Here is a 23,213-nt window from a genome sequence, read left to right on the forward strand (position 1 = left end):
TCTCTTATCGGTTTTGTTCAGGGTTCCACTGGGCGTAGCGTTGGCCGCGCAAGAACTGCCACAGGCCGATGCTCATGCCTGCCAGGGTCACCAGCAGGAACGCCGCGAGGCGGAACGGTTTGGGGAGGCGGTGTTGCGAATCCAGCAGGCCGGCGACGGCGGCGGCATAGCCGAGCAGCTGCGCCAGCAGGCTCAGGCGATAGAAACCGTGGTCGTCCCACAGCCAGAAATTGCTCAGCAGCAACGGCAGCAGCAGGACCGGCGCCAGGCGGCGGATCAGCTTGTGGCTGATCAGGGCCAGCGCGTACAGGCCGTGCTTGAGCGGGTTGAGCAGCTCGCGGCGCTGGGCCAGGCTCTGCAGGCCGCCGACGGTGACGCGCTGGCGGCGGCGGAACTGTTTGTCCGCATCGTCCACGCCGTGGTCGATCACCTGGGCCTCGGGCACGTAGACGATGCGCTTGAACTTCGCCGGTGCGCAGGTGCTGAGGAAGAAGTCGTCGTTGACCTCCGCCGGCACGTTCTCAAACAGCTCGCGGCGCAGGGCCAGCAGCGCGCCGTCGGCCGAGACCATGCAGCCGGTGCGGTTCTCGACCCGGCGCAGCCAGCCTTCGTAATGCCGGTAGAGGCTGTCGCCGACGCTCAGGCCGCCGCCGGTGACCGGAATCACCATGTGCCCCGCGCAGGCGCCGACCTGCGGGTCGTTCAGGGGCGCGAGCAGGTGGCCGAGGGTGTCGAGCGACCATTGGTTGTCGGCGTCGGTGAACACCAGGATGTCGCCGCTGCTCTGCGCCACGCCGGCGTTGAGGGTGGCGGCCTTGCCCTGGCGCGGCAGGTCGAGCACGGTGATGCGCGGGTCGTCGACCGTACGGGCGCGGGCCACGGTGTCGTCGGTGGAGCCGTCGCTGGCCAGGATGATCTGCAGCGTGGCCGGCCGGTAGTCCTGGGCCAGCAGGGTGCGCAGCTTGTGCTCGATGTGCCGCGCCTCGTTGTGGGCGGCGATCACCACGCTGACGTTCAGCGGCGGCGCCGGGGTGTGGCGCCAGGCCGGGAACAGCGGCGCGAGCAGGGTCAGCAGCAGCGGATAGCCGAGGTAGGCGTACACCGGCAGCAGCAGGCAGGTCCAGAAAATGAATTCAGCCACGGGCAGGCCTCCTGGCGGTCCAATGACACAGACTGAGAATGAACGCGGCCCCGGCCAGGTGCAGGCGCACCCAGTGCAGCCCCCACAGTTGCAGGGTCAGGCCGATGTGGCGGTGGCGGCTGCTCTGGCGCACGCTGAGCGCCAGCGCCGGCAGGGTGGTCAGCATCACCATGATCGCCGCGTGATGGGGAAAGCCGTTGAGCAGGGCGGACACCGCCAACAGATCCAGCAGCCACGCGACCAGCGACAGCAACGGGAAGCGCAGCAGGCGCAGGCTCATGCCGTGGGTGCGCAGCAATTGCAGGTGGCTGCCCTGGCGCCACATTTCCTTGCCCATCCACTCGCGCCAGTTCATTTCGTAGCCCCAGTGCAGGGCCACGCTTTCGTTGACCGACAGCAGCCGCGCACCTTGTTCGTTCAGGCGCAGGGTGAATTCCTTGTCTTCGCCGGTGCGCAGGTTCTCGTCGAACCCGCCGACCTTGTCGAACCAGCGCCGGCGCATCAGCAGGTTGGCGCTGGGCAGCCAGTCCACGGCATGGGCGATGTGGGTCTGCGGGCGCAGGGTGCGGCGCTGCCAGGCCACGGCGTACCACGGCGCGGCGGCGGGGGTGTGCAGGTCCAGCCCGAACACGTCGGCGCTGCCCACGGCTTCGGTGGCGAACAGCGGGCCGAGCCAGTCTTCGGGCATTTCGATGTCGGCGTCGATGAACGCCAGCCATTCGCCGGTGGCGCGGGCGGTGCCGCGGTTGCGCAGGGCGCCGATCATCAGCCCCGGCAGCACCAGCACCTGGGCGCCGAACCGCCGGGCGATCTGCGGGCCGTCATCGGTGGAGCCATTGTCGACCACGATCAGCTCGCACTCGACGCCGGCCGCCTGCGCGGCCTTCTGTGCCGCGAGCAGCGTGCGGCCGATGTGCCGCGCCTCGTTGAACATGGGAATGACGATGCTGATCCGGGTCATGGGCGGGCCTCCCTCGGCGGCGCCTGTTCGGCTTTCAGGCGCAGGACGCTGGCGAGCGCCAGCATGATCCACACGTACTTCTGGTTCGGTGCGCTGAGGAACATCAGGAACAGGGTCAGCGACAGGAAGCTCATCCCCAGGTGGGTCATCAGGTCAGCCTGCTCCCAGTCGCGCCGCTGCATCCACGCCCGCCGCGCGCGGATCAGGTTGTACAGGCCCTGGGCGAGCATGCCGACGAACAGCAGGCCCGCCGGGATCCCCAGTTCACTGAAGATCTCAAGGTAAGTGTTGTGCGCACGGCGGTAGAGGTCGCCGATCTTGCGGTTGGCGGAAAACGCCTTGGCGTAGCCGGTGGTGGCGTAGTGCAGCGGGAACGTGCCGGGGCCGGAGCCGAGCAATGGGTTCTCGCGGATCATCTGGCCGCCGACCACGATGTACGAGGCGCGCCGGCCCAGGGATTCGTCGTCGTGGCCGCGGGCCCCGGCGCTGAGCACGCTCAAGGACTGGATGCGCGCCAGGTAGCCGGCGGGCATCGCGTAGATCGCCAGCGGAATCACGATGGCCGCGCCGAGCATGGCGAAGCCCAGGTGACGCGGGCGGATGCGCGACAGCTGCGCACGGTAATGCCAGCAGCCGATCACCAGACTCAGGGCCAGCACCACCAGCCCGGAACGGGATTCGGTCTTGGTCATGCCGCCCAGCAACAGCAGGCAGCAGCCGCCCCAGAACAGCCGGTGCAGCAGGTTCGGGCTGCGGATCACCAGCAGCAGGCCCAAGGGCACGGCGAACGCGATCAGCAGGGCGAAAGCGTTGGGGTCTTCGAGCAGGCCGGCGGCGCGGCCCTGGTCCTGGAACTTCGTGGAGAACATCGCCATGGCGCACGTGGCGCTGACGCTCAGGGTCACCAGTCGGGCGAACAGGTCCAGGTTCAGCTCGCGGCCGATCAGCAGGGTGATGACGAACAGGATCAGGCCGACGCTCAGCTCGCGCAGGTGCCCCAGGGACATGCCCATGTCGTCGGTGTCGAGCAGGCTCAGCAGGTACAGGGCCATGAAGCCGATCAGGAACCGCCAGACATTGCTGCGCAGGCGCTCGGACGGCAGCTGGTGCAGCGCCAGTTGCAGCATCAGGATCAGCGCCAGCGAAGCGCCGAGCAGCTTGCTGCCCGACAGCGAACTGTCCTTGAAGAAACCCTCGAACGGCACCAGCGCGGCGATGCCGAGCAGGCCCCAGGCCGGCTTGCGGTACAGCACCGCCACGCCCACCAGGCCGAGCACCGCGCCCGGCGCCAGGTACGGATAAGGGCTGGCCAGCAGGGCGACGCAGACCAGACCGAGCAGACTGACGATCGAGAGCGGGACAATCATGCGCGTGCCTCCCGTGCCGTGCGGATGTACAGCTGCGACCAGCGTTCGGCCAGGGCCTTGAGGTCGTAGCGGTCCTGTTGCGTGCGCCGTGCGTTGTCGCGCAGCTGCCGGGCCAGCACCGGGTCGGTCAGCAGGCTGTCGAGCTGGCGGGCGAGGGCGGCGGTGTCGGTGGGGGCCGCCATCAGGCCGTTGTGCCGGTGCTCCAGCACATCGGGGATCCCGCCGACGCCGAACGCCACCACCGGCACGCCGCTCTGCATCGCCTCCAGCAGGATCATCGGCGTGCCTTCGGTGCGTGAGCTGATCACCAGCGCGTCGAGCAGCCGCCACCAGCGGCGCATGTCGGTCTGATAGCCCGGCAGACGGATGCGCTGGTGCAGGCCGGCGGCATCGATCCGCGCTTGCAGCGCCTCACGTTCCGGGCCTTCGCCGAGCATCACCGCGTCGAGCTGCGGGTGGTGCAGGCACAGCGGGATCAGCGCGTCGAGGAACAGGTCCGGGCCTTTCTCGCTGCTCAACCGACCCACGTAGCCGGCGAGCTGGCGCTGGCGGCCGGCCCGTGCCTTGCCGGCGGCCTCTGCCGCCGGCAGGCCGTTGGGGATCACCTGCAGCTTCTCGGCGCGCACGCTGGCCTGACGGTGCAGGGCCGCGATGCTTTCGGCCACGCACACCACCCGGTTCACCGAGGCGGTGCGGCACAGTTGCAGGCTCAGCCAGGTGTAGAACTTCTGCTTGCGGCTGCGCGGGGTGAAGCCGTGCTGGGTGATCACCAGCGGCAGGCGCAGCAGGGTCGCGGCGAGCCAGCCGAACAGCAGCCCCTTGAAGTTGTGGGTGTTGATCAGCGGGTATTCGCCGCGCCGCTGGCGCAGGTGCCGCAGCAGGGCGGTGAAACCCGCGCAGCCCTGCGCATCGACCCCGGCCTGGCGAAAGCGCGTGATCAGCTCCGGCGGCGCGTCGAGGAACATCACCTGATGCCGACCCGGCGTGGCCACGCAGTGGTCGAGCAGCATCCGCTCGGCGCCGTAGAACCCGCCGCTGCTGAGCAAGTGAATGATCGGCAGGGCGGTGTTGGCTGAGGACGGCGCGTTCAATTGCGCACCCAATGCAGGAAGCTCGGCACGGTCCAGTTCTTGTGCGGGTTGCCCGGCAGCGCGTTCTGGTCGTTGATCACCAGCAGCACCGGCACGCCCAGTTCGTGGCTGATCTGTGCAGGGTGCTTGAAGCGGTGGTCGAAGAACTCACGCACATAGACCAGGGCGATCGCCAGCAGCAGGCCGGTGAACAGGCCGAACGGAATGATCAGCAGCGGCTTGGGGAAGGCCGGCTCGGTCGGCTCGAACGGCGGGCTGAGCACCCGGGCGTTGGACAGGTCGTCGTTGAGCGAGCGGGTGGTGCTGCTCTCGGCGAAGCGCTGGGCGTAGGTCGAGAACGCAGCGTGCAGCGCGTCGATCTCGGTGTCCATCTGGCGCAGCTTGCTCTGGGTCTGCTGCAACTGGCGGATGCGTTCCTTGAACTGGGCGATGCGCTCGGTCTTCTGATTGATGACCTGAGTGACCACCGCCAGGTCGTTGGTGCGCTCCTGGATGCGGTTGCTGACGATCTTGAGGAACTGCGCGCGGGTGCGGGCGATCTGCTCGCGGGTCAGCAGCATCGGTTCGCTGCCGGGGCGGAACACCGCCAGGTCGTTCATGTAGCGGCTGACCTGGGTGGTCAGTTGCTCGCCCAGCTGTTTGATCTCGCGATCCTCGAACGCCACGTTGTCCACAGTGGTGGTGAAGGTGTAGGGGAACGAGTAGTCATCCAGCTTGTTGCTGCTGGCGGCGGCCAGGGCGGTCTTGAGGTATTCGAGCCAGCGCTGGCTTTGCAGCAGGCGGTCCTGGTAGAGGTTCAGCGCTTGCTCTTCGGTGTTGATCGCGTTGAGGCGGAAGGTGATTTCCTCCTTCGGGTCCGACGAGCCGACGCTTTCCAGCAACGCCTGGCGGGTGCCTTCGAGGCCGTCCAGGCGCACCTGGTACAGGTGCTTCTTGGACTCGTAGAACGATTGCGGCAGGTCGATCGACTGCAAGGCCTGACGGCTGACCAGATAGTTCTGCAGCAGGGCGGCGACGAAGGTCGTGCCTTGGTGCGGATCCGGGAAGCTGTAGATGACCGAGATCACGTTGGAGCCGGGCAGGGTCTCGATCTTCAGGCTATCGATGGCTTGCTGGGTGAGCGCGTCGAGCGCGGTGTCGCGCACCGGATCGGTCTCAAGCCCGAGCAGGCCGCGCAGCGGGTTGATCACATGTTCGCGCAGCGGCGAGCTGACGTAGCGCTTGAACGGCTCGCTCACCAGGCGGTTGAACATCCCCGGCGACGGGGTGTACTCGCCCTTGTCCCGCAGTTCGCCGATGGTCTGACGGATCAGCGCCGGGGAGCGCAGGATGTTGCTCTCGGTCTCCATGTCCGCCAGCGACGGCGGAATGAACGTGGCGTTGTCCACGGTCAGCGATGTGGAGGCGTCGCCCTGGGAGAGCTTCTTGGACTGCACGATCACTTGGGCCGTGATGTCGAAACTCTGTTTGAGCACCAGGGGCAGCGCCAGGGCGATCACCGCGAAGATCAGGAAGACACGCTTCACCAGCCGCTTGTTGGCGAAGAAGATCCTGAAGAACTCATGCAGGTAGTTTTCCTTTGGATTCATGGCCGGTCACCCGAGGGTCAGTTGTTGCTGTTTTTGTTGTCGACGCGGTAGCCGAAGCTGAACCCCACGCCCTGGAACAGCACCACGTCGGCCAGTTGCCGGGCGAGTTCGCCGGCGCTGGCCAGTTTGGTCTTGGGCACGTAGAGCATGTCGTCGGGCTGCAGGTAGGCGATCTGCGACGCGTCGCCGGCCAGCGCCTTCTCGACGTCGTAGCGCACGGCCTGCACCTGGTTGCCGTTGCGGCGCATGATCATCACCGAGTCCAGGCGCGCCTTGACGTTGGTGCCGCGGGCCAGGGTCAGGGCCTCAAGCACCGAGACCGGCCGGCGGATCGGGTAGGAACCCGGCTGGCCGACTTCGCCCAGCACGTAGATCTCGTTGCCGGCGGTGGACTTGAGCAGCACGTCCACGGTCATCCGGCCCGGCAGTTGCGCGTACTTCTGGTTGAGGAAGGTCTCCAGTTGGTTGACGGTCATGCCTTGCAGCGGCACGGCGCCGATCTCCGGGAAGCTGGCGTAGCCGTCGGTGCCCACGGTGATCTCGCGGCTCATGCCGGTGGCCGGGTGGTTGAGGGCGCTCTTGAGGTTCTGCTCGTTGGTCAGCGGGCTGATGACCTGCACCGTCAACTGGTTGCGGTTGGGCTGGAACAGCGCCTTGCGGTTGTAGGCGCGCTGGATTTCCTGGCGGGCCTCGTCGCTGGTCAGGCCGGCGATTTTCACCTGGGTGTTGGCGCCCGGCAGTTCGATGGTGCCGTCGGGCAGCACCAGTTGGTTGCCGTTGAGCTGGCTGGCGGCGGTGAAGTTCAGGCCGATCTGGTCACCGGACTGGATGCGGTAGGCGTCCGAGCCGCTGGTGCTGATGTGGAAGATCACGTCCAGCACATCTTGCGGGCGCAGGGTCTGCTCGACCTTGGGCATGTCGGTGGCCTGGGCGTTGGCCGGCGGCGCGGTGAGGATGTTCACCGGCATGGTCAGGGTGTCGGAGGTGCTGGAGCAGCCGGCGAGCGGGAGCAACAGCAGCACAAGCATTTTTGCGTTCATGGCGTCATCCCTCGCAGTGGCTCACAGGTTTTTGTACAGCCATTTGGGCATGTAGTACTTGCGGCGGTTGAACACGCTGCCGACCACTTTCGCCCCGGCCTGGGTCAGCCGCTGCACGGCGGCCTGGGCCACTTCCCAGCGGGTGTCTTCGGCCCGCACCACAAACACCACGCCGTCGGCCTGGGTGCCCAGCACCAGGGTGTCGGCGGCCGAGTACACCGCGTCGCCGTCGATCACCACGAAGCGGTACTGGCTGCCCAACTGATCGAGCAGCGGGCCGAGGCGCTCGGGGGTCAGGCGCTCCATGGTGCGGATCGGCCGGCCGTTGGGCAGGACGTGGAACGGCAGGCTCGACACCTGCACCACGCAGTCCTGCAGCAGCGGCGGGTTCTCTTCGTTGAACAGCAGTTCGCGCAGGCCGCGCTCCTTGCCCAGGTTCAGTTGCTGGGTGAGATTGGTCGCCGACTGGCTGGCGTCCACCAGCAGCACCAGGCCGCTGCTCATCTGCGCCAGTTGGCTGGCCAGCGCCAGGGCGCTGGTGGTGGTGCCCGCACCGGGGTTGGCGGCGGTCAGGAACAGGATCCGCAGATCCAGGTCCAGCACGGTCGAGGTCAGGTTCGACTCGCTGGGGCTGGCAATGCTCAGGCTTTTGTTGGTTGAACCGTCCATTAGCTTGCTCCGTGGCCGCTGAATACTTTGAAGGGGGTTTTCACCAGGATCTTCAGGTCAAGCAAAAGGCTCTGCTCGGCGATGTAGCTCAGATCCATCTCCACACGTTGGTCGAAGTCGACGTCGCTGCGCCCGGAGATCTGCCACAGGCCGGTCATGCCGGGGTAGATGCTCAGGCGCGCCAGGTGGCTGTCCTTGTAGCGGTAGGCGTTGAAGGAGGTCGGACGGGGGCCGACCAGGCGCATGTCGCCGGTCACCACATTGAACAGGTTGGGCAGCTCGTCGAGGCTGCTGCGGCGCAGGAAGCCGCCGATGCCGGTGATGCGCGGATCCTTGTCGATCTTGAAGTCGATGGCGTCGGCGCCGTGCTTGTTCAGGTGGCGCAGCGACTCCTTGAGCTCTTCGGCGTTGGCCACCATGGTGCGGAACTTGTACATGCCGAACTTGCGGCCGCGGTAGCCGGTGCGCTTCTGCACGAACATCACAGGCCCTGGGCTGGTGAGTTTGATGGTCAGGGCCAGGCCCAGCAGCAGCGGGGAAATCAGCAGCAGGATGACCAGGGCGCCGAGGCAGGCGACCACGCGGTTGGTGCGCGACAGCGTCCAGGGCCGTCCGCCCTCGCGGCCGGTGACCCAGCCGCGCCCCTGGCGGTGGATCGCGCTGTCCAGGCGCATTCGCTGTTCCGGATCCATGCGTTTGTCGCGGTAGAGCTGTTGGATCGGCACACCTTTCTCATGTCCAGTCATGGATTCCTCCGCGGATGATCAGCCGCGCGCGGCGCGTGGGCGATAGGCTGTGGGGTAGTACTCGCGGAACCAGGCGATGAAGCGCCCCAGTCCCTCATCCAGCTCTATCCGGGGCTGGAACCCGGTGGCCCGGGCCAGGTCGCTGGCCTCGGCGCAGGTGTTGAGCACGTCGCCCGGTTGCAGGGGCAATAGCTCGACCACGGCCTTCTGGCCGAGATGCTTTTCCAGCAGCGCCAGGTAGGTCTTGAGCTCCACCGGGTGCTGGCCGCCGATGTTGAACAGGCGCCAGGGCGCCATGCTGCTGGCGGGGTCGGGTTGCTCGCGGTCCCAGGCGCCGTTGGCGTGGGGCGCGCGGTCGATCAGGCGGGCGATGCTCTCGACGATGTCGTCGATGTAGGTGAAGTCGCGCTGGTGCCGGCCGTAGTTGAACAGCTTCAGCGGCAGGCCTTCGCTGATCGCCCGGGCGAACTGGATCGGCGACATGTCCGGCCGGCCCCAGGGACCGTACACGGTGAAAAAGCGCAGGCCGGTGCAGGCGATGCCGAACAGGTGGCTGTAGCTGTGGGCCATCAGTTCGTTGGCCTTCTTGGTGGCGGCGTACAGCGACAGCGGGTGGTTGACGCCGTCCTGCACCGAGTAGGGCGTGTGCTGGTTGGCGCCGTACACCGAGCTGGAGGAGGCGTAGATCAGGTGCTCGACCGGGTGGCGCCGGCAGCTTTCCAGAATGTTCAGGAAACCTTCCAGGTTGCTGTCCAGGTACGCCCGCGGGTTCTCCAGCGAGTAGCGCACCCCGGCCTGCGCAGCGAGGTGCACCACCACCTGCGGCCGTTCGCGGGCGAACAGCGCTTCGATGGCCGGAGCGTCGGCCAGGTCAGTCGTCACCAGGGGAAAATCCCCGGCCTCGTGGCGCACCCAGCGCACGCGGTCGTGCTTGAGCTGCGGGTCGTAGTAGCCGTTGAAGTTGTCCAGGCCGAGCACGTCGTGCCCGTCGCGGATCAGCCGCAGCACGCAGTGGGCACCGATGAAACCGGCCGCGCCGGTGACCAGGACCTTCATGGCTGCAAGCCTTCGGGGGCGATGTGGCGCAGGCCGATGCCGCTGTAGTGCAGGCCGGCCGCCGCCACGTGTTCGGGGTTGTAGAGGTTGCGGCCGTCGACGATGACTTTCGCCCTCAGCTTCTCGGCCAGCAGGTCGAAGTCCACCACGCGGAAGTTTTTCCACTCGGTGCAGATCACCAGGGCATCGGCGTCTTCCAGGGTGTCGTCGCGGGTGGCGCACAGGTGCAGGTCGTCGCGGAAGCCGTAAAGGCGCCGGCACTCGGCCATGGCTTCCGGATCGTAGGCCTGCACGCTGGCGCCTTCGGCCCACAGCGCTTCCATCAGGTAGCGGCTGGGCGCTTCGCGCATGTCGTCGGTGTTGGGCTTGAACGCCAGGCCCCAGATGGCGACGGACTTGCCGGCCAGGCCTTCGGGGAACTGCGCCTTGAGCTTGCTGAACAGGATGTGCCGCTGGCGGTCGTTGACGTCGGTGACGCTGCGCAGCAGTTTGAGCGGCATGCCGTTGTGCTCGGCGGTGTGCAGCAGGGCGCGCAGGTCCTTGGGAAAGCACGAGCCGCCGAAGCCGCAGCCGGGGTAGATGAAGTGGTAGCCGATGCGCGGGTCGGAGCCGATGCCCTTGCGCACCGCTTCGATGTCGGCGCCCAGCCGTTCGGTGAGGTTGGCGAGTTCGTTCATGAAGCTGATGCGGGTGGCGAGCATCGCGTTGGCCGCGTACTTGGTCAGCTCGGCGCTGCGGTTGTCCATGAACATCAGTTTTTCGTGGTTGCGGCAGAACGGTGCGTACAGCTCGCTCATCTGCTCGCGGGCCTGGGCGTCGCGGGTGCCGATGATGATCCGGTCCGGGCGCATGCAGTCGGCCAGGGCGCTGCCTTCCTTGAGGAACTCGGGGTTGGACACCATCCGCACCTTGAGGCTGCCCTTGCCGCGCCGCTGCAGCTCTTCGGCGGCGGTGGCCGCCACCTGATCCGCCGTGCCGACCGGCACCGTGGACTTGATGATCAGCGTGCGGTCGGCCTCCATCACACCGGCGATCTGCCGTGCCACATTGAGCACATGGCTGAGGTCGGCGGAGCCGTCTTCGTCGGCCGGGGTGCCGACGGCGATGAAGATCAGTTCGGCATGTTCCACCGCATCGCTGGCCTGGGTGCTGAACAACAGGCGACCGCCCTTGATGTTCTCTTCCAGGGTCGCCGACAGGCCCGGTTCGCTGATGGGCGGCACCGCCTGTTGAAGTTGTTTAATTTTGTTCGGGTCAATATCGATGCACAAAACTCGATGTCCGACATCGGCCAATGCCGCTGCTTGAATCAGGCCGACATAGCCCGTACCGAATACGCTCACGTCCATATTGGCGTGCCTCGCAAGACGCTGGGGAAGATCGAATTGGAACTGTCAAAAGGGGTATAGCGCAGCGTTGGAAAAGCATGTCAGCAAAATGACATGTTGCACGTGTATAACACCCCCAGTTTTGGGGGCTAAAGGCCATCAAGTACTTGCTGTATCTGGGTTTGTCCCGTCCTTGACATGTTTTTCACATTTCAAAGAAAACGATAAACGGTCGTAGGCCACAAAATTCAAGGCCTGTAACGACTTGGGTGTGTCAGTTTTGAGTCAATGTTTTTTTGACGCTTTGAGCAAAAGTCCGGCACTTCTTGCGCTTTGATGGCCTGCTGCTAGTGTCAGAAATTGACCGACAAACTATTGACCGGTGCCCGCCGATATCCCCCGGAAATGCCATGTTCAGATATTTGAAAGAACTGCTTTTAATTATCTATCTGCTGCTTTATTCCGATTATTACCTGGATCGGTTAAGTGCTATCGGGGTCGGTTTTGCGGTAGTTCTTTTTGGCGTTATGTTTTTGGCGCTTACTTTCGCATTACTACTTACGGCCTATATACGTCAGTCTTTCATTCGCCATTTGTTCGCATTGGCGATGTTCATCTCGGCGGTGTTCTTCGATGTGTACATGCGGGTGACCGCCGACTACCTGACCTACAGCGGTTTCGTGTCGCTGGTGTACTCCGGCGGCTTCATCCAGGAAGCGGCGTACCAGTACCGGGATGCGATCGTGCACGGCCTGCTGAACGGCGTGCCGCTGTTGCTCGGCATCGGCCTCAAGCCACGGCGTCCGTTCCCGCTGCCGAATGCGTTGCGGGTGGCGGCGCCGCTGTGCGGGGTGATGCTGCTCAGCGCCGTGCTGTTCGTGCGTGCCGGGGAGGGCGCCCGGGGGCTGCCGGTGATGTACACGCCGTTGGCCTACCTCAACCTGTTCGCCTACGAGGCGTTGCACAACACGGTCGGGCCGCGGGAGCCGGTGTCTTTGGCGCGCAATGGGGCGGCGGTCGGCCACGACATCGTGCTGATCATCGACGAGAGCATTTCCGGCAACTACCTGGACATCAACGCGCCGTTCGGCGTGCACAGCAACCTCAAGGAGGCGCATCCCGGCGTCGCGGTCTTCAACTACGGCTACGCCGCGTCCATCGCCAACTGCAGCGCCGACACCAACGTCACCCTGCGCTACGGCGGCACCCGCGCCGACTACCGGCGGATCAACAGCACCCTGCCGTCGATCTGGCAGTACGCCAAAGGCGCGGGGTTGCGCACGGTGTACATCGACGCCCAGCGCACCGGCGGCAACCTGCAGAACCTGATGGACGGCGCCGAGAAAAAGGACATCGACGAATTCGTCCAGTTCGACCAGACCAGCGTGCGCGACCGTGACATGGCGGCGGCCGCCAAACTGGTCGAACTGCTCAACGACGGCACGCCGCAATTGGTGGTGATCAACAAGGTCGGCGCGCACTTCCCAGTGCACGACAAATACCCCGATGCGTTCATGGCCTACCGTCCGGCGTTGCCGCGGGGCCAGTTCACCGACATCGCCGACACCGGCAAACGCGACGGCTTCAACGGCCAGCCGGACGACTGGGCGCTGTACCGCAACGCCTACAAGAACACCGTGCTGTGGAATGTCGGCGAGTTCTTTTCGCGGGTGTTCGCCCAGGCCGACCTGAACAACGCGGTGCTGATCTACACCTCCGACCACGGCCAGGACCTGCACGAGCGCGGCAACCCCGGCCTCAACACCCATTGCGGCGGCGACCCGGTGGAGGAAGAAGGGTTGGTGCCGCTGGTGGTGATCCAGGGCGAGCGCCTGCAGACCCTGGACTGGCCGGCCCAACTGGCGGCGAACAAGGACCGTTCCAGCCACTACAACATTTTCCCGACGCTGCTGCAGTTGATGGGCTACGACCTGGCGGGCATCGAAGCGGTTTACGGCAAGCCGCTGAGCGTGCCGACAGCGGATGACTTCACCTTCAATTACCGCTTCAACGCGCGGCTGGGGGCCAAGCCCGAGTGGAAGCACATCGATCTGGGCAGCATCGTGACGCCGGGGGAGGCGGGCACCAGCGTGGCGGCGGGGCAGTAGGGCCTTTGGGGCTGTGTCGGCCCTATCGCCAGCAGGCTGGCTCCCACAGGATTCAGTGACGCTCACAAAAGCGGTGGGCAACCGCAACCCTTGTGGGAGCCAGCCTGCTGGCGATGAGGCCGGCCCGGTCGCCGCCGGATGCAGATCCGCTATCCTTGCCCCACACGGACCGCCCGGATGCCGGCATGCTCGAAGTTCAAGACGTCTTCAAAAGTTATCCCACGCCCCAGGGCCTGTTGCCCGTGCTGCAAGGCGTCGACCTGTCGCTCAGGCCCGGCACCAGCCTGGCGCTGATGGGCGAGTCCGGCAGCGGCAAAAGCACGTTGCTGCACCTGATCGCCGGGCTCGACAAGGTCGATCGCGGCCGCATCCGCAGCGGCGGCCACCGGCTCGACGAGATGAACGAGGCACAGCTGGCCCGCTGGCGGCGCACGGAAATCGGCCTGGTGTTTCAGCAGTACAACTTGATCGGCAGCCTGCGGATCGAAGACAACCTGGCGTTCCAGGCGCGGCTGGCCGGGCGGCATGACCCGCGCTGGCAGAATCACTTGGTACAACGCCTGGGCCTGGGCGGGCTGCTGCAGCGCTATCCGGAGCAACTGTCCGGCGGCCAGCAGCAGCGGGTGGCGTTGGGCCGGGCGCTGGCGGCGCAGCCGACCCTGCTGCTGGCCGACGAGCCCACCGGCAGCCTCGACGAAACCACCAGCGACGAGGTGCTGCGCCTGCTGCTGGAACTGCTCGACGACACCCCCACCACCTTGCTGATGGTCACCCACAGTTCACGCGTGGCGGCCCGGCTGGCCGAACGGGCGGTGCTGTCCAACGGTCGCTTGACGTGACGGTGCTGCGGTACACGCTGGCCGCGCTGCTCAGCCATTGGCGGCGCCACCCGGTGCAGTTCTTCAGTGTGTTGACCGGCCTGTGGCTGGCCACCGGGCTGCTGACCGGCGTCGAAGCGCTCAACAGCCAGGCCCGCGACAGCTACGCCCGAGCCAGCCGACTGATCGGCGGCGAACCCCAGGCCAGCCTTGTCTCGCCGAACGGCGCGCCGTTCCCGCAGCAATGGTTCGTCGACCTGCGCCGCCAGGGCTGGCCGGTGTCGCCGGTGCTGCAAGGCAGGCTGATCCTCAAGGGCCACGACAGCCAGCGCCTGCAATTGATGGGCATCGAGCCGGTGTCGTTGCCGGCGGACAGCGCCGTGGCGGGGCAGGCGATGCCGATCGAGCGCATCGTCGGATTCTTGAGCCCGCCGGGAAGCACCTGGATCGCGCCTGAAACCCTGCACGCGCTGAACCTGCAAGAAGGCGACACGCCCCAGGCCGAGAACGGTCGGGCCTTGCCGCCGCTGCAAGCCCAGTCGGACATGGCCCCCGGCATGCTGCTGGTGGACATCGGCGTCGCGCAAACCGTCCTCGACCAGCCCGAGCAACTGACGCGCCTGTGGTTGCCCGCCGGTTTCCAGGGCGATCTGCCGGCCGGCTTCAAGGGCCTGCTGCAGCTCAAGGGCAGCGGCGAAGAAAACAACTTGGCGCGGCTCACTGACAGCTTTCACCTGAACCTCGACGCGTTGGGGTTCCTGTCGTTCGTCGTCGGCCTGTTCATCGTGCATGCCGCCATCGGCCTGGCGTTGGAGCAGCGCCGTGGGCTGCTGCGCACCCTGCGTGCCTGCGGGGTCAGCGCGCGGCTGCTGATCGCCGGCCTGGTCATCGAACTGGGCGCGTTGGCGCTGGCGGGCGGGGTGTTGGGCGTGGTCAGCGGCTATTGGCTGGCGAGTGTGTTGCTGCCGGATGTGGCGGCCAGCCTGCGCGGATTGTACGGGGCGGAAGTGGCCGGGCAGTTGCGGCTCAGCCCCTGGTGGTGGCTCAGCGGGATCGGCCTGAGCCTGCTCGGCGCGCTGTTGGCCGGGGCCAGCAGCCTGCTGCGGGCGGCGCGCCTGCCGTTGCTGGCGGTGGCCGATCCCCAGGCCTGGCATCAGCAGCATGCGCGCTGGTTGCGGCGTCAGGGCCGGGTGGCGTTCGTGCTGGGGGCGGTGGCGCTCGGCGCATTGCTGTGGGGCGACAGCCTGGCCAGCGGCTTCGCGGTGCTGGCCGGTCTGCTGCTCGGTGCCGCGTTGGCGCTGCCGGTGTTGCTCAGTGCGCTGCTCAACGGTTTGTCCGCGCGCAGCCGTTCGGTGCTGGGCCAATGGTTCGTCGCCGATTGCCGGCAGCAGTTGCCGGCGCTGAGCCTGGCCCTGATGGCCTTGCTGTTGGCCATGGCCGCGAACATCGGCGCCGGCAGCATGACGGCCGGGTTCCGCCAAACGTTCAACGACTGGCTCGAACAGCGCCTGACAGCCGAGCTGTACTTGAGCCCGACCAATCCGGCCCAGTCCCGGGAGCTCTACAGTTGGCTGCGCCAGCGAGCGGAGGTGACGGCAGTGCTGCCCAACTGGCAGGTGGCGGTGACGCTGCAAGGCTGGCCGACGGAGGTGTTCGGCGTGATCGACCATCCGCACTACCGCCAGCATTGGCCGTTGCTGGAGGCCAGGGGCGACGATCCCTGGGCATCGCTGGCGGCGGACGACGCGGTGATGCTCAGCGAGCAGCTGGCCCGCCGCCTCAAGGTGCGCCCGGGGGATCGCCTGACGATCCCGACGTCGGGCGGGCCGTGGTCGCCGAGGGTGGTGGGCATCTATGCCGACTACGGCAACCCCAAGGGCCATGTGCTGGTCAACAGCGCTCACTTGCTGCGCAACTGGCCGCAACTGACGCCGAACCGCTTCAACCTGCGGATCGATCCGGCGAAGATTCCGGCGTTGCTCGACGCCTTGCAGGCGCGGTTCCGGCTCGACGATTCCCGCATCGTCGATCAGGCGCGGCTGAAAGGTTGGTCGGTGCAGGTCTTTGAGCGCACCTTCGCCGCGACGGCGGCGCTCAACAGCTTGACGCTGGCGGTGGCCGGGGTGGCGCTGTTCATCAGCCTGCTGACCCAGAGCCAGAGCCGCCTCGGCCAGCTCGCACCGCTGTGGGCGCTGGGCGTGACGCGGCGCGGGCTGATGCTGCTCAACCTCGGCCAGACCTGGCTGCTGGCGGTGTTGACGCTGCTGGTGGCGTTGCCGCTGGGCATCGGGCTGGCGTGGTGCCTGGACGCGGTGATCAACGTGCAGGCGTTCGGCTGGCGCCTGCCGCTGCGGGTGTTTCCGCTGCAGTTGCTGCAACTGACGGGGCTGGCGCTACTGGCGACGCTGTTGGCATCGGCGTGGCCGTTGTACGCGTTGTACCGCACGCAGCCGGCGGACCTGCTGAGGACCTTTGCCCATGAGGATTGAGGTGGCGGTTCTGCTGTTCGTGGTGTCGCTGCTCGCCGGCTGCGGCGAGCCCGCGCCGAAGCAAAAGGGCTTCGCTGGCCTTGGCAACCAGGCGCAGGGGTTCACGCCGGTGGTGCCGGGGCGAGTGTTCAGCTTCCCGGTGGATCATGGCCCCCACGAAGGGTTTCGCATCGAATGGTGGTACGTCACCGCCAACCTCAAGGACGGCCAGGGCAACGAATTCGGCGTGCAATGGACCTTGTTCCGCAGCGCCCTGAACGCCGCTGCGCCGCAGCCGGGTTGGGCCAACCAGACCATCTGGCTCGGCCATGCGGCGGTGACGTCCGCCAACGTCCACCATGCCGCCGAGCGCTACGCCCGCGGCGGCACCGGGCAGGCCGGGGTGCGCCTGGCGCCGTTCGAAGCGTGGATCGACGAGTGGCGTTTCGCCGAGCAAGCGGGGGAGGCGTTGAACGACCTGCAGCTCAGCGCCCAGGACCAATCCTTCAGCTACCGGTTGCACCTCACCACGGATCGTCCGTTGGTGTTGCAGGGCGATCACGGTTATAGCCGCAAGTCTGAGCAAGGCCAGGCGTCGTACTACTACAGCCAGCCGTTCTTCCGGGCCGAAGGCACGCTGCAGATCGACGGCCAGCGCTACACCGTCAGCGGCCCGGCCTGGCTCGACCGCGAATGGAGCAGCCAGCCCCTGACTGCCGACCAGACCGGCTGGGACTGGTTCTCCCTGCACCTGGACAGCGGCGAGCAGGTGATGCTGTACCGCATGCGCCAGAAGGACGGCGCGCCGTACCTCACCGGAACGTGGATCGGCGCCGACGGCCAGCCGCAGACGCTGTCCGCCGCGCAGATCGTCCTGACCCCCAAAGACACAGCGAAGGTCGCCGGCCGGGCGATGCCGGTGCGTTGGACGGTGGCCATTCCCGACAAGCGCCTCGACCTCACCCTCGACGCCCTCAACCCCGACGCCTGGATGAACCTGCGCATTCCGTACTGGGAAGGCCCGGTACGCCTGAGCGGCAGCCACGGCGGGCAAGGCTATCTCGAAATGACCGGGTACTGATGCGATGTGAGAGCGGGCAAGTCGACGCCCACAGTGTCCGAGTTAAACACAACCTCTGTGAGCGCCCCGCAACCTGTGGGAGCCCGCCTGCTGGCGATGGCGTCGGCAGGGACAGCGTCTATGCTCAACCCCACGCCCGACGCCGGGCGCTGCCATCCATCACAGGGAACGTACCGCCTATGAAGCTCCGCGCACTCACCCAAGCCATGGCCCTCGCTGCCGTCCTGTCCACCGCTGGTCTGACGGTACACGCCGCCGACATTCCGCTGTCCGCCACGGTCGAAGACGATCAGGTCACCACCAAAGTGCTGGCGGTCGATGCGGCCAAGCATCAGGTGGTCCTGGAAGGCGCCCGAGGCCGCGAGGTCCACATCCAGCTCAGCGACAACGCGAAAAACCTCGGCAACCTCAAGGTCGGCGATCAGGTGAAGCTCGAAGTCACCCATTCCGTCGCCGCTTATCTGGATACCGACGTGGATAAAGGTCTGCCTGGCGCCACCGAGCGCACCGGCGAACTGCGCAACGCCCCGGGCACCCCCAACCCCGGCGGCGAGGCGTTCCGGCAGGTGCAGGTGGAACTGAAAATCACCAAAATTGATTTGGCGAAAAATCAGGTCACCCTGGAAAACCCGTCCGGCCAGTCGAAAACCCTCAGTGTCGAAAAGCCTGAGATCCGGGCCAAACTTAAAAACCTCAAAGTCGGGCAAAGCGTCGTGGTCACTTACACCGATGTATTAAAAGTGACCACCGAACATGAAAGTTGAGTATTGACTCTACAAGATGACTGTTCTTGTACAAGTAATGGTATGAGAACAGTCATATGAAAATGTTCCAACCGGTGAGTTAGGCAAGTTTGCCGGTAAATATCGACGATTGAACTCCGTTAACTTTTTCGTACATAAAATTCATGTTCAATCAGCACGACATATCCGCCAAATTCCATTAAAATCCTTCCCGTTCGCCCAGTGTCAGGGCTCTTTACCGGTGCAAGGATTGCCAGGCCATTACACTGGGCGAACACCTCGACCGGCATTGACCGTCAGGAATTTTGTATACAAAAAAGGGCGACTGAACAGTCGCCCTTTTTATTGACCTCAACTTTTGGCTGTCTCCAAACCTTGTCGCAACTCAAACCGACTGAGCGCGCTGTGATACATCCTGGTGCGCCGGTGGCCGTCGCCGTAGCGGCCCGAAGCCGCCACCGTACCGGCCTGGATATGATCCAGATAGCGGAAGACCGTGCGCGGCGACAGAAACTTCACTCCGTACCCCAAGCCGACCATGCGGTCTTGCAGGGTATATCCGGGCACCCGGTCATCCATTGAGAAGTGCAGTGCGTTGGCTTTGATCAAACGCGCATTCCACAAGGTGCAGAAACTCTTCAAGTGCGTTTCCCGGTAGGGCTTGGGTTCTCTGGAAGGCAAACCGATGCGTTGTTTGGCCCGGCGGAAGTAATGCTTGAAGTAACGCGACGATAAACGCCACGCATCCCTGAGCGCACCGCGGTCGATCTGCTCGACGCAACCGACTGCCGCCATCTCCGGCAACTTGCTGCACTCGCGCATCATCAACGGGAAGATGGCGGGGTCGTAGACAAAAGTGTCGGTGTGCAACAGGAACAGATAGTCGGTCTGCACTTGCGCCAAGGCGAGATCAAGTGCCTTGCCATGGGCGATATGGCCTGGTTCAGACGGCACGGCAGGGCGTTCGATCAAGTTGATCCAGTCGAGCGAACGCAAGTAATCGAGGCTTTCGTCCGCGGAGTCGTTATCGACCACCCACACCGGAATCCGATGTTCAACGACGTGCTGGCGCAGAAGCTCCAGGCACATCCGGGTGATGTCCGGGGTCTTGTAGTTCACCAGTACAAGGCTGAAATCCGAATGCTGTCCGGCGGGCAAATCCAACGCGCTCATCATGACGACCCATTTGAAAGGCAATGGCAGGGTGGGCGACGGCCGATTCGTACATGGGCGCCGCTTTCTGGAACGCAAGGTAGCGGGGCAACCTTAGTTCAAACTTAATTTTGCGGCGCCGGCGGGCGCCGCAGATGTTACGGCGTTTGGCGGCCGGGCAGGGCGGTGCGTTAAGATGCGCCGCCCCATTTCAACTCAAGGAAGAAAACGGCCCACGCCGTTGCGTCACGGATGAAACCACTGTCCCTCTACCACCCCGTCCTCTACTGGCTGCGGGTGTGGCAAAAACGGCTGTTCCGCCACATCGCCTGGCACTGCTCCAGCTGCCGCTATGCGCAGCGGCGCACCGCTGAACGCCTGCCGTTTCGCTACCTCAAGCACACCTCGAAACTGATCCGCAAACTCGGTGATTCGGACCTGGCCCTGCAACACAACAAAGTCATCAACCTGAGATTGGCGGTCGCGTCCATCGACGGCATCGTCATCGCCCCCGGCGAACACTTCTCCTTCTGCCGCCTGGTCGGCCGCCCGACCCGCCGGCGCGGCTACGTCGAAGGCATGGAACTGTCCTTCGGCGAAGCCCGCCAAGGCGTCGGCGGCGGCATCTGCCAACTCAGCAACCTGATCCACTGGATGGCCATCCATTCGCCCCTGGTGGTCACTGAACGTGCCAACCATAGCTTCGACCCCTTCCCGGACGACGGCCGCATCCTGCCCTTCGGCTCCGGCGCCGCCATCTTCTACAACTACATCGACCTGGTGCTGCACAACCCCACGGACCGGCACTTTCAGCTGAAGCTGAACGTGGGGGAACAGCAATTGGAAGGGGAGTTGCTGTGCGACCGGGAGCGGGCATACCGGTATCACGTGTTCGAGCGTGGGCACCGGTTTGTGCGCGAGGGGGGGCGGGTGTTTCGTGAGAACGAGATCTGGCGGGAAGTGCGGGAGAAAGGGCAGGTGGGGGTGTTGGTGGAGAGGGAAAGGCTTTATCGGAATCGGGTGGTGGTGAAGTATTCGGTGGAGGGGGAGGTGTTTGAGGTGAGTTAGCTGCATTTGTTGTTTTGTTTGATGGAATTTGACCGATGTACAGGGAGTATCAATGAACCGTAGTTTCAAAGCTTTCAGTGTGGCTGGCTCCGCGCTTTTCACATTGTTCGTCTCTTCCAGCCTGTGGGCGCAGGAACCGCGTGAACTTTATGACGCAATGAAAAAGGGTGAATGCCTGCCTCACTCGGAGCGTTTGCATGAACAAGCCGTCACGGGCGATCTGAATGCGCAACTGGAGTTCGGCAAAGCCATTCAGGAAGATCTTTGCGAAGTCGTCGAACGGTGGTCGCCGGGAATGCCCGAACAGTGGTTCCGTAAACCCGCCGAACAAGGCATTGCGGAAGCACAAGTTGAACTGGGCCGCGAATTGAGCTCGGACTGGAGTGTGGAAGGTGAGGACGCAGCAGTTGTCTGGTATCTCAAGGCTGCGGAGCAAGGCAATGCGAAAGCCCAATTCAATCTGGCGCAGATTTACCATCGGGGCGGCCGATCGATAAAGAACCTCAAGGATATGGACAAGGCTCTGGCGTATTACCACCAGGCAGCGGAGAGCGGATACCCCTCGGCATACATGTTGTTGGGGGCGATTTACCAAAGCGGAACGGAGGTTCCTCAGGATGATGTCGTCGCTGCCAAGTGGCTTCGCAAGTACGCCGAGACAGGGAATGACTCTGGACAGTTCGACTTTGCCGAAGTGATGGCCGCGGGACGGGGTATTGAAAAGGATGAAGCCGGTGCCTTTGAGTGGTACGGCAAGTCTGCCGCACAAGGAAACGAGTACGCCCAATACGAAATGGCGCGAATGCTTGAGCAAGGAACCGGAACGAAGCGCAACGAGCGTGAAGCAGCCAAGCTCTATCGCAAGTTGGCCGATGCCAACTTCGGCAAAGCGCAATTGGCATTGGGGAGCATGTACGCGCAAGGGCGGGGTGGGTTGCCTAAGAGCAAGTCCAAGGCCAAGTTCTGGATGCTGAAGGCGTATGAGCGCTCGGCACCGGGGGCTGAAGAGGCGTTGGATAACCTTTGAGGCCAAGCCGACATGCAAGGGTGAGGTAGTTCTCGCCCCTGCATGCGGTACTCAAATCAGACTTCTTGTTGCCAGGCAGACAAGGTAATGACAGTTCCTTCCTCTTTTCGATTGCGGATCTCGACTTTGTAAGTGCCGCCGCCGATGTAGCCTTCAACCAAGGCTTTCCTCTCGTTGCCGCTGATCTGCGCGTCTTTGGCCTGTTGCTTATAGAAGTCCAGGACATCGGCATAGTCGGAATAGGTGCGCAGAATCACCTCAAACTCATGCCGAGGCCGGCCAGCCATCTTATCCCAGTCACCGTCCATCGGCGTGCCTTCCATGCCCGGTGTGGTGAACTCACCGTGTGCGCCGGCGCCGATCAAGTGAGCGCGCTTCGGAAGCATCGGAAGCATTGCCTTGGGAAAATCGGAGGGCAGTTGCGCGGCGCTCCAGGCGCCTTTTTCCGGGTCGGTGGAAACATACTCAACCGTTGCGATCTTCTGCGCAGCGGCGCGCGTCTCGGGATCGTCGCTTTCGGCCCGGATTGCCAGCAGGCGCGGCAACTGCTTGCTCCAGGCGATCAGTGGTTCAGCGTCCGACTTGTTGGCGCCTTTGGGCTGGAAAACCGTCAGCACGGTGTCAGGCAAATCGTTGCAGGTCACCGGTTCCTCACTGGATTTGACGGTGTAATGGCCGTTCACCAGGGCCGAGGGCCGGCGCCGCGGCGTTCGCGGATCAGGTTGCCGTGGGCGTCGTAGTCGTAGTGGCGGTCGCCCTGCATCAGCAGGCGGTTGCCCTTGACGTTGGCCAGGTTGGCGACGGGCAGGTCGTTCTGGCCGAGGAGGTTGCCGGCGGGGTCGTGGGCGAAGCTTTCCGGGGTGGCGCCGCGCACGCTGATGAGGCGGTCGAGCGGGTCGTAGTGGAAGCTGCGGTTGCCCTTGCGGCTGTCGTCGATGCCGGCGAGGTTGCCGTTGGCGTCGTAGGCGTAGCGGCGCTGGAACAGGTTCTTGTCGCGCTGGCTGACGCTGTGGGCCTGCAGCCGCCCTTGTTCATCGTACTGGTATTGGCTGAGCAGCAGGCCTTGCTGGCGCTGCTGTTCGCGGCCGGCGCTGAACTGGTGGCGGGTCAGGCGCGAGCCGTTGAGGTCGATGCCGCTGAGCTGGCCGCCGGGCAGGTGGCGGTAGTCGAGCGTGGTGGGTTTTACTATGGCTGGTAAAAATTTTTAGTGTTGGTGTTTATTTGAAAGGAAAGGTTTCGCCTGTTATTTTTAATCTGGTATCACTTACTTGGATGCTCGTTATATTGCTTATCACAAGCTTTAGGTTTTCAGTTTGCGGGAATAGTGCAAAAAGCAGGTCGAAGTAAAGGTAGTCCTTTATTAAGGATGCGGATAGGGTTGGAGATTTTTTCGTTAGCTCGTAAAACTCGGGATACTGCAAAGTTTGTAGTTCCTGGATGTCAGAGAAGCCTTGTTCAGTATCGTCAAGCCTGCATTGTTGGATGAATGTGTTGGCGTGTTCTATGAAGCTGCTTGGCAGTTTGTTAAGCTCGATAATTAGTTCGTATTGTTTTGTTTTTAGGTCTGTTGGTTCGCCGAAGCCAAGGCTTCGGTATCCAATGTGATGTTGATTAACTGTTTCGTTTTCTGAGGTGAATCTCATGGAGTCGTTCCTGGTCGTAGTAAAGTTATTGTTTCGCTCAGGCATATCTCGCCTGAGCAGAGCACCCAAAGCACACCATCGAGCATCAAGCGATCATTGCTGCGAGGTCTGTCTCTG

Annotated in this window: 20 protein-coding genes and 1 pseudogene; 7 read left to right on the forward strand and 14 right to left on the reverse strand. The window is 64.3% G+C overall.

Annotation, left to right across the window (positions count from 1 at the left end; all coding sequences use genetic code 11):
- Positions 1-4: 4 nt before the first annotated feature.
- Genes CAG31_RS26700 through CAG31_RS26745 form a run of 10 tightly spaced genes read right to left on the reverse strand, consistent with a single transcriptional unit; the run spans position 5 to position 11,009 of the window.
- Positions 5-1,141, reverse strand: a complete 1,137-nt coding sequence (locus CAG31_RS26700; RefSeq protein ID WP_085586742.1) for a glycosyltransferase — start codon at positions 1,139-1,141, stop codon at positions 5-7.
- Positions 1,134-2,102 (reverse strand): glycosyltransferase, encoded by a 969-nt coding sequence (locus tag CAG31_RS26705; RefSeq protein ID WP_085586743.1) that lies wholly within the window; start codon positions 2,100-2,102, stop codon positions 1,134-1,136. The genes CAG31_RS26700 and CAG31_RS26705 overlap by 8 nt, the downstream gene beginning before the upstream one ends.
- A complete protein-coding gene (locus CAG31_RS26710; protein ID WP_085586744.1) occupies positions 2,099-3,469 on the reverse strand; it encodes an O-antigen ligase in 1,371 nt (456 codons plus the stop codon). The genes CAG31_RS26705 and CAG31_RS26710 overlap by 4 nt, the downstream gene beginning before the upstream one ends.
- Positions 3,466-4,560, reverse strand: a complete 1,095-nt coding sequence (locus tag CAG31_RS26715; protein ID WP_085586745.1) for a glycosyltransferase family 4 protein — start codon at positions 4,558-4,560, stop codon at positions 3,466-3,468. The genes CAG31_RS26710 and CAG31_RS26715 overlap by 4 nt, the downstream gene beginning before the upstream one ends.
- Complete coding sequence (locus CAG31_RS26720) at positions 4,557-6,149, reverse strand: Wzz/FepE/Etk N-terminal domain-containing protein (RefSeq protein ID WP_085586746.1); 1,593 nt, start codon at positions 6,147-6,149, stop codon at positions 4,557-4,559. Before CAG31_RS26720 ends, CAG31_RS26715 begins: the two co-directional genes overlap by 4 nt.
- Before the next feature lie 17 nt (positions 6,150-6,166).
- Entirely contained in the window at positions 6,167-7,189 is a 1,023-nt protein-coding gene (locus CAG31_RS26725) for a polysaccharide biosynthesis/export family protein (RefSeq protein ID WP_085586747.1), read from the reverse strand.
- 21 nt (positions 7,190-7,210) lie between these two features.
- Positions 7,211-7,858 carry a CpsD/CapB family tyrosine-protein kinase gene (locus CAG31_RS26730; protein WP_085586748.1) on the reverse strand — a complete coding sequence of 216 codons (648 nt, stop codon included), beginning with the start codon at positions 7,856-7,858 and terminating at the stop codon, positions 7,211-7,213.
- On the reverse strand, positions 7,858-8,604 hold the full coding sequence (locus CAG31_RS26735) for a sugar transferase (RefSeq protein ID WP_085586749.1): 747 nt from the start codon (positions 8,602-8,604) through the stop codon (positions 7,858-7,860). The genes CAG31_RS26730 and CAG31_RS26735 overlap by 1 nt, the downstream gene beginning before the upstream one ends.
- 18 nt (positions 8,605-8,622) lie before the next feature.
- Positions 8,623-9,660 (reverse strand): NAD-dependent epimerase, encoded by a 1,038-nt coding sequence (locus CAG31_RS26740; protein ID WP_085586750.1) that lies wholly within the window; start codon positions 9,658-9,660, stop codon positions 8,623-8,625.
- Positions 9,657-11,009: a UDP-glucose/GDP-mannose dehydrogenase family protein gene (locus CAG31_RS26745; RefSeq protein ID WP_085586751.1), complete on the reverse strand. Its 1,353-nt coding sequence runs from the start codon at positions 11,007-11,009 to the stop codon at positions 9,657-9,659. Before CAG31_RS26745 ends, CAG31_RS26740 begins: the two co-directional genes overlap by 4 nt.
- Before the next feature lie 389 nt (positions 11,010-11,398).
- Between CAG31_RS26745 and CAG31_RS26750 the strand changes: the two genes are divergently transcribed.
- The 5 genes from CAG31_RS26750 to CAG31_RS26770 all read left to right on the forward strand — a co-directional run bounded on the left by CAG31_RS26750 (position 11,399) and on the right by CAG31_RS26770 (position 18,227).
- A complete protein-coding gene (locus CAG31_RS26750; protein WP_085586752.1) occupies positions 11,399-13,096 on the forward strand; it encodes a sulfatase-like hydrolase/transferase in 1,698 nt (565 codons plus the stop codon).
- A 185-nt stretch (positions 13,097-13,281) separates the two neighbouring features.
- On the forward strand, positions 13,282-13,935 hold the full coding sequence (locus CAG31_RS26755; RefSeq protein WP_085586753.1) for an ABC transporter ATP-binding protein: 654 nt from the start codon (positions 13,282-13,284) through the stop codon (positions 13,933-13,935).
- The gene (locus CAG31_RS26760; RefSeq protein WP_085586754.1) at positions 13,932-16,403 is read left to right on the forward strand and encodes an FtsX-like permease family protein; all 2,472 of its coding nucleotides are present in this window, start codon (positions 13,932-13,934) and stop codon (positions 16,401-16,403) included. Before CAG31_RS26755 ends, CAG31_RS26760 begins: the two co-directional genes overlap by 4 nt.
- On the forward strand, positions 16,393-17,463 hold the full coding sequence (locus CAG31_RS26765; protein ID WP_085586755.1) for a lipocalin-like domain-containing protein: 1,071 nt from the start codon (positions 16,393-16,395) through the stop codon (positions 17,461-17,463). The genes CAG31_RS26760 and CAG31_RS26765 overlap by 11 nt, the downstream gene beginning before the upstream one ends.
- Positions 17,464-17,642: 179 nt before the next feature.
- Positions 17,643-18,227 carry a hypothetical protein gene (locus CAG31_RS26770; RefSeq protein ID WP_085586756.1) on the forward strand — a complete coding sequence of 195 codons (585 nt, stop codon included), beginning with the start codon at positions 17,643-17,645 and terminating at the stop codon, positions 18,225-18,227.
- Positions 18,228-18,557: 330 nt separating this feature from the next.
- Here CAG31_RS26770 and CAG31_RS26775 read toward each other — a convergent pair whose 3' ends face one another.
- Complete coding sequence (locus CAG31_RS26775) at positions 18,558-19,379, reverse strand: glycosyltransferase (protein ID WP_085586764.1); 822 nt, start codon at positions 19,377-19,379, stop codon at positions 18,558-18,560.
- Positions 19,380-19,610: 231 nt separating this feature from the next.
- On the opposite strand from CAG31_RS26775, the gene CAG31_RS26780 reads away from it, so the two are divergent.
- The gene (locus CAG31_RS26780) at positions 19,611-20,426 is read left to right on the forward strand and encodes a VanW family protein (RefSeq protein ID WP_085586757.1); all 816 of its coding nucleotides are present in this window, start codon (positions 19,611-19,613) and stop codon (positions 20,424-20,426) included.
- A gap of 52 nt (positions 20,427-20,478) precedes the next feature.
- Positions 20,479-21,453, forward strand: a complete 975-nt coding sequence (locus tag CAG31_RS26785) for a tetratricopeptide repeat protein (RefSeq protein WP_085586758.1) — start codon at positions 20,479-20,481, stop codon at positions 21,451-21,453.
- Between the two features lie 56 nt (positions 21,454-21,509).
- Here the strand turns inward: CAG31_RS26785 and CAG31_RS26790 are convergent, their stop codons facing one another.
- From CAG31_RS26790 to CAG31_RS28540, 3 genes and pseudogenes are all read right to left on the reverse strand, one after another.
- The gene (locus CAG31_RS26790; RefSeq protein WP_256575597.1) at positions 21,510-22,136 is read right to left on the reverse strand and encodes a hypothetical protein; all 627 of its coding nucleotides are present in this window, start codon (positions 22,134-22,136) and stop codon (positions 21,510-21,512) included.
- A gap of 5 nt (positions 22,137-22,141) precedes the next feature.
- A pseudogene (locus CAG31_RS26795) lies at positions 22,142-22,624 on the reverse strand (RHS repeat domain-containing protein); the annotation flags it as partial.
- Positions 22,625-22,670: 46 nt separating this feature from the next.
- Positions 22,671-23,096 carry a hypothetical protein gene (locus tag CAG31_RS28540; protein ID WP_085586759.1) on the reverse strand — a complete coding sequence of 142 codons (426 nt, stop codon included), beginning with the start codon at positions 23,094-23,096 and terminating at the stop codon, positions 22,671-22,673.
- Positions 23,097-23,213: the final 117 nt, after the last annotated feature.

Source organism: Pseudomonas sp. R25(2017), assembly GCF_002112565.1.
GTDB lineage: Bacteria > Pseudomonadota > Gammaproteobacteria > Pseudomonadales > Pseudomonadaceae > Aquipseudomonas > Aquipseudomonas ekonensis.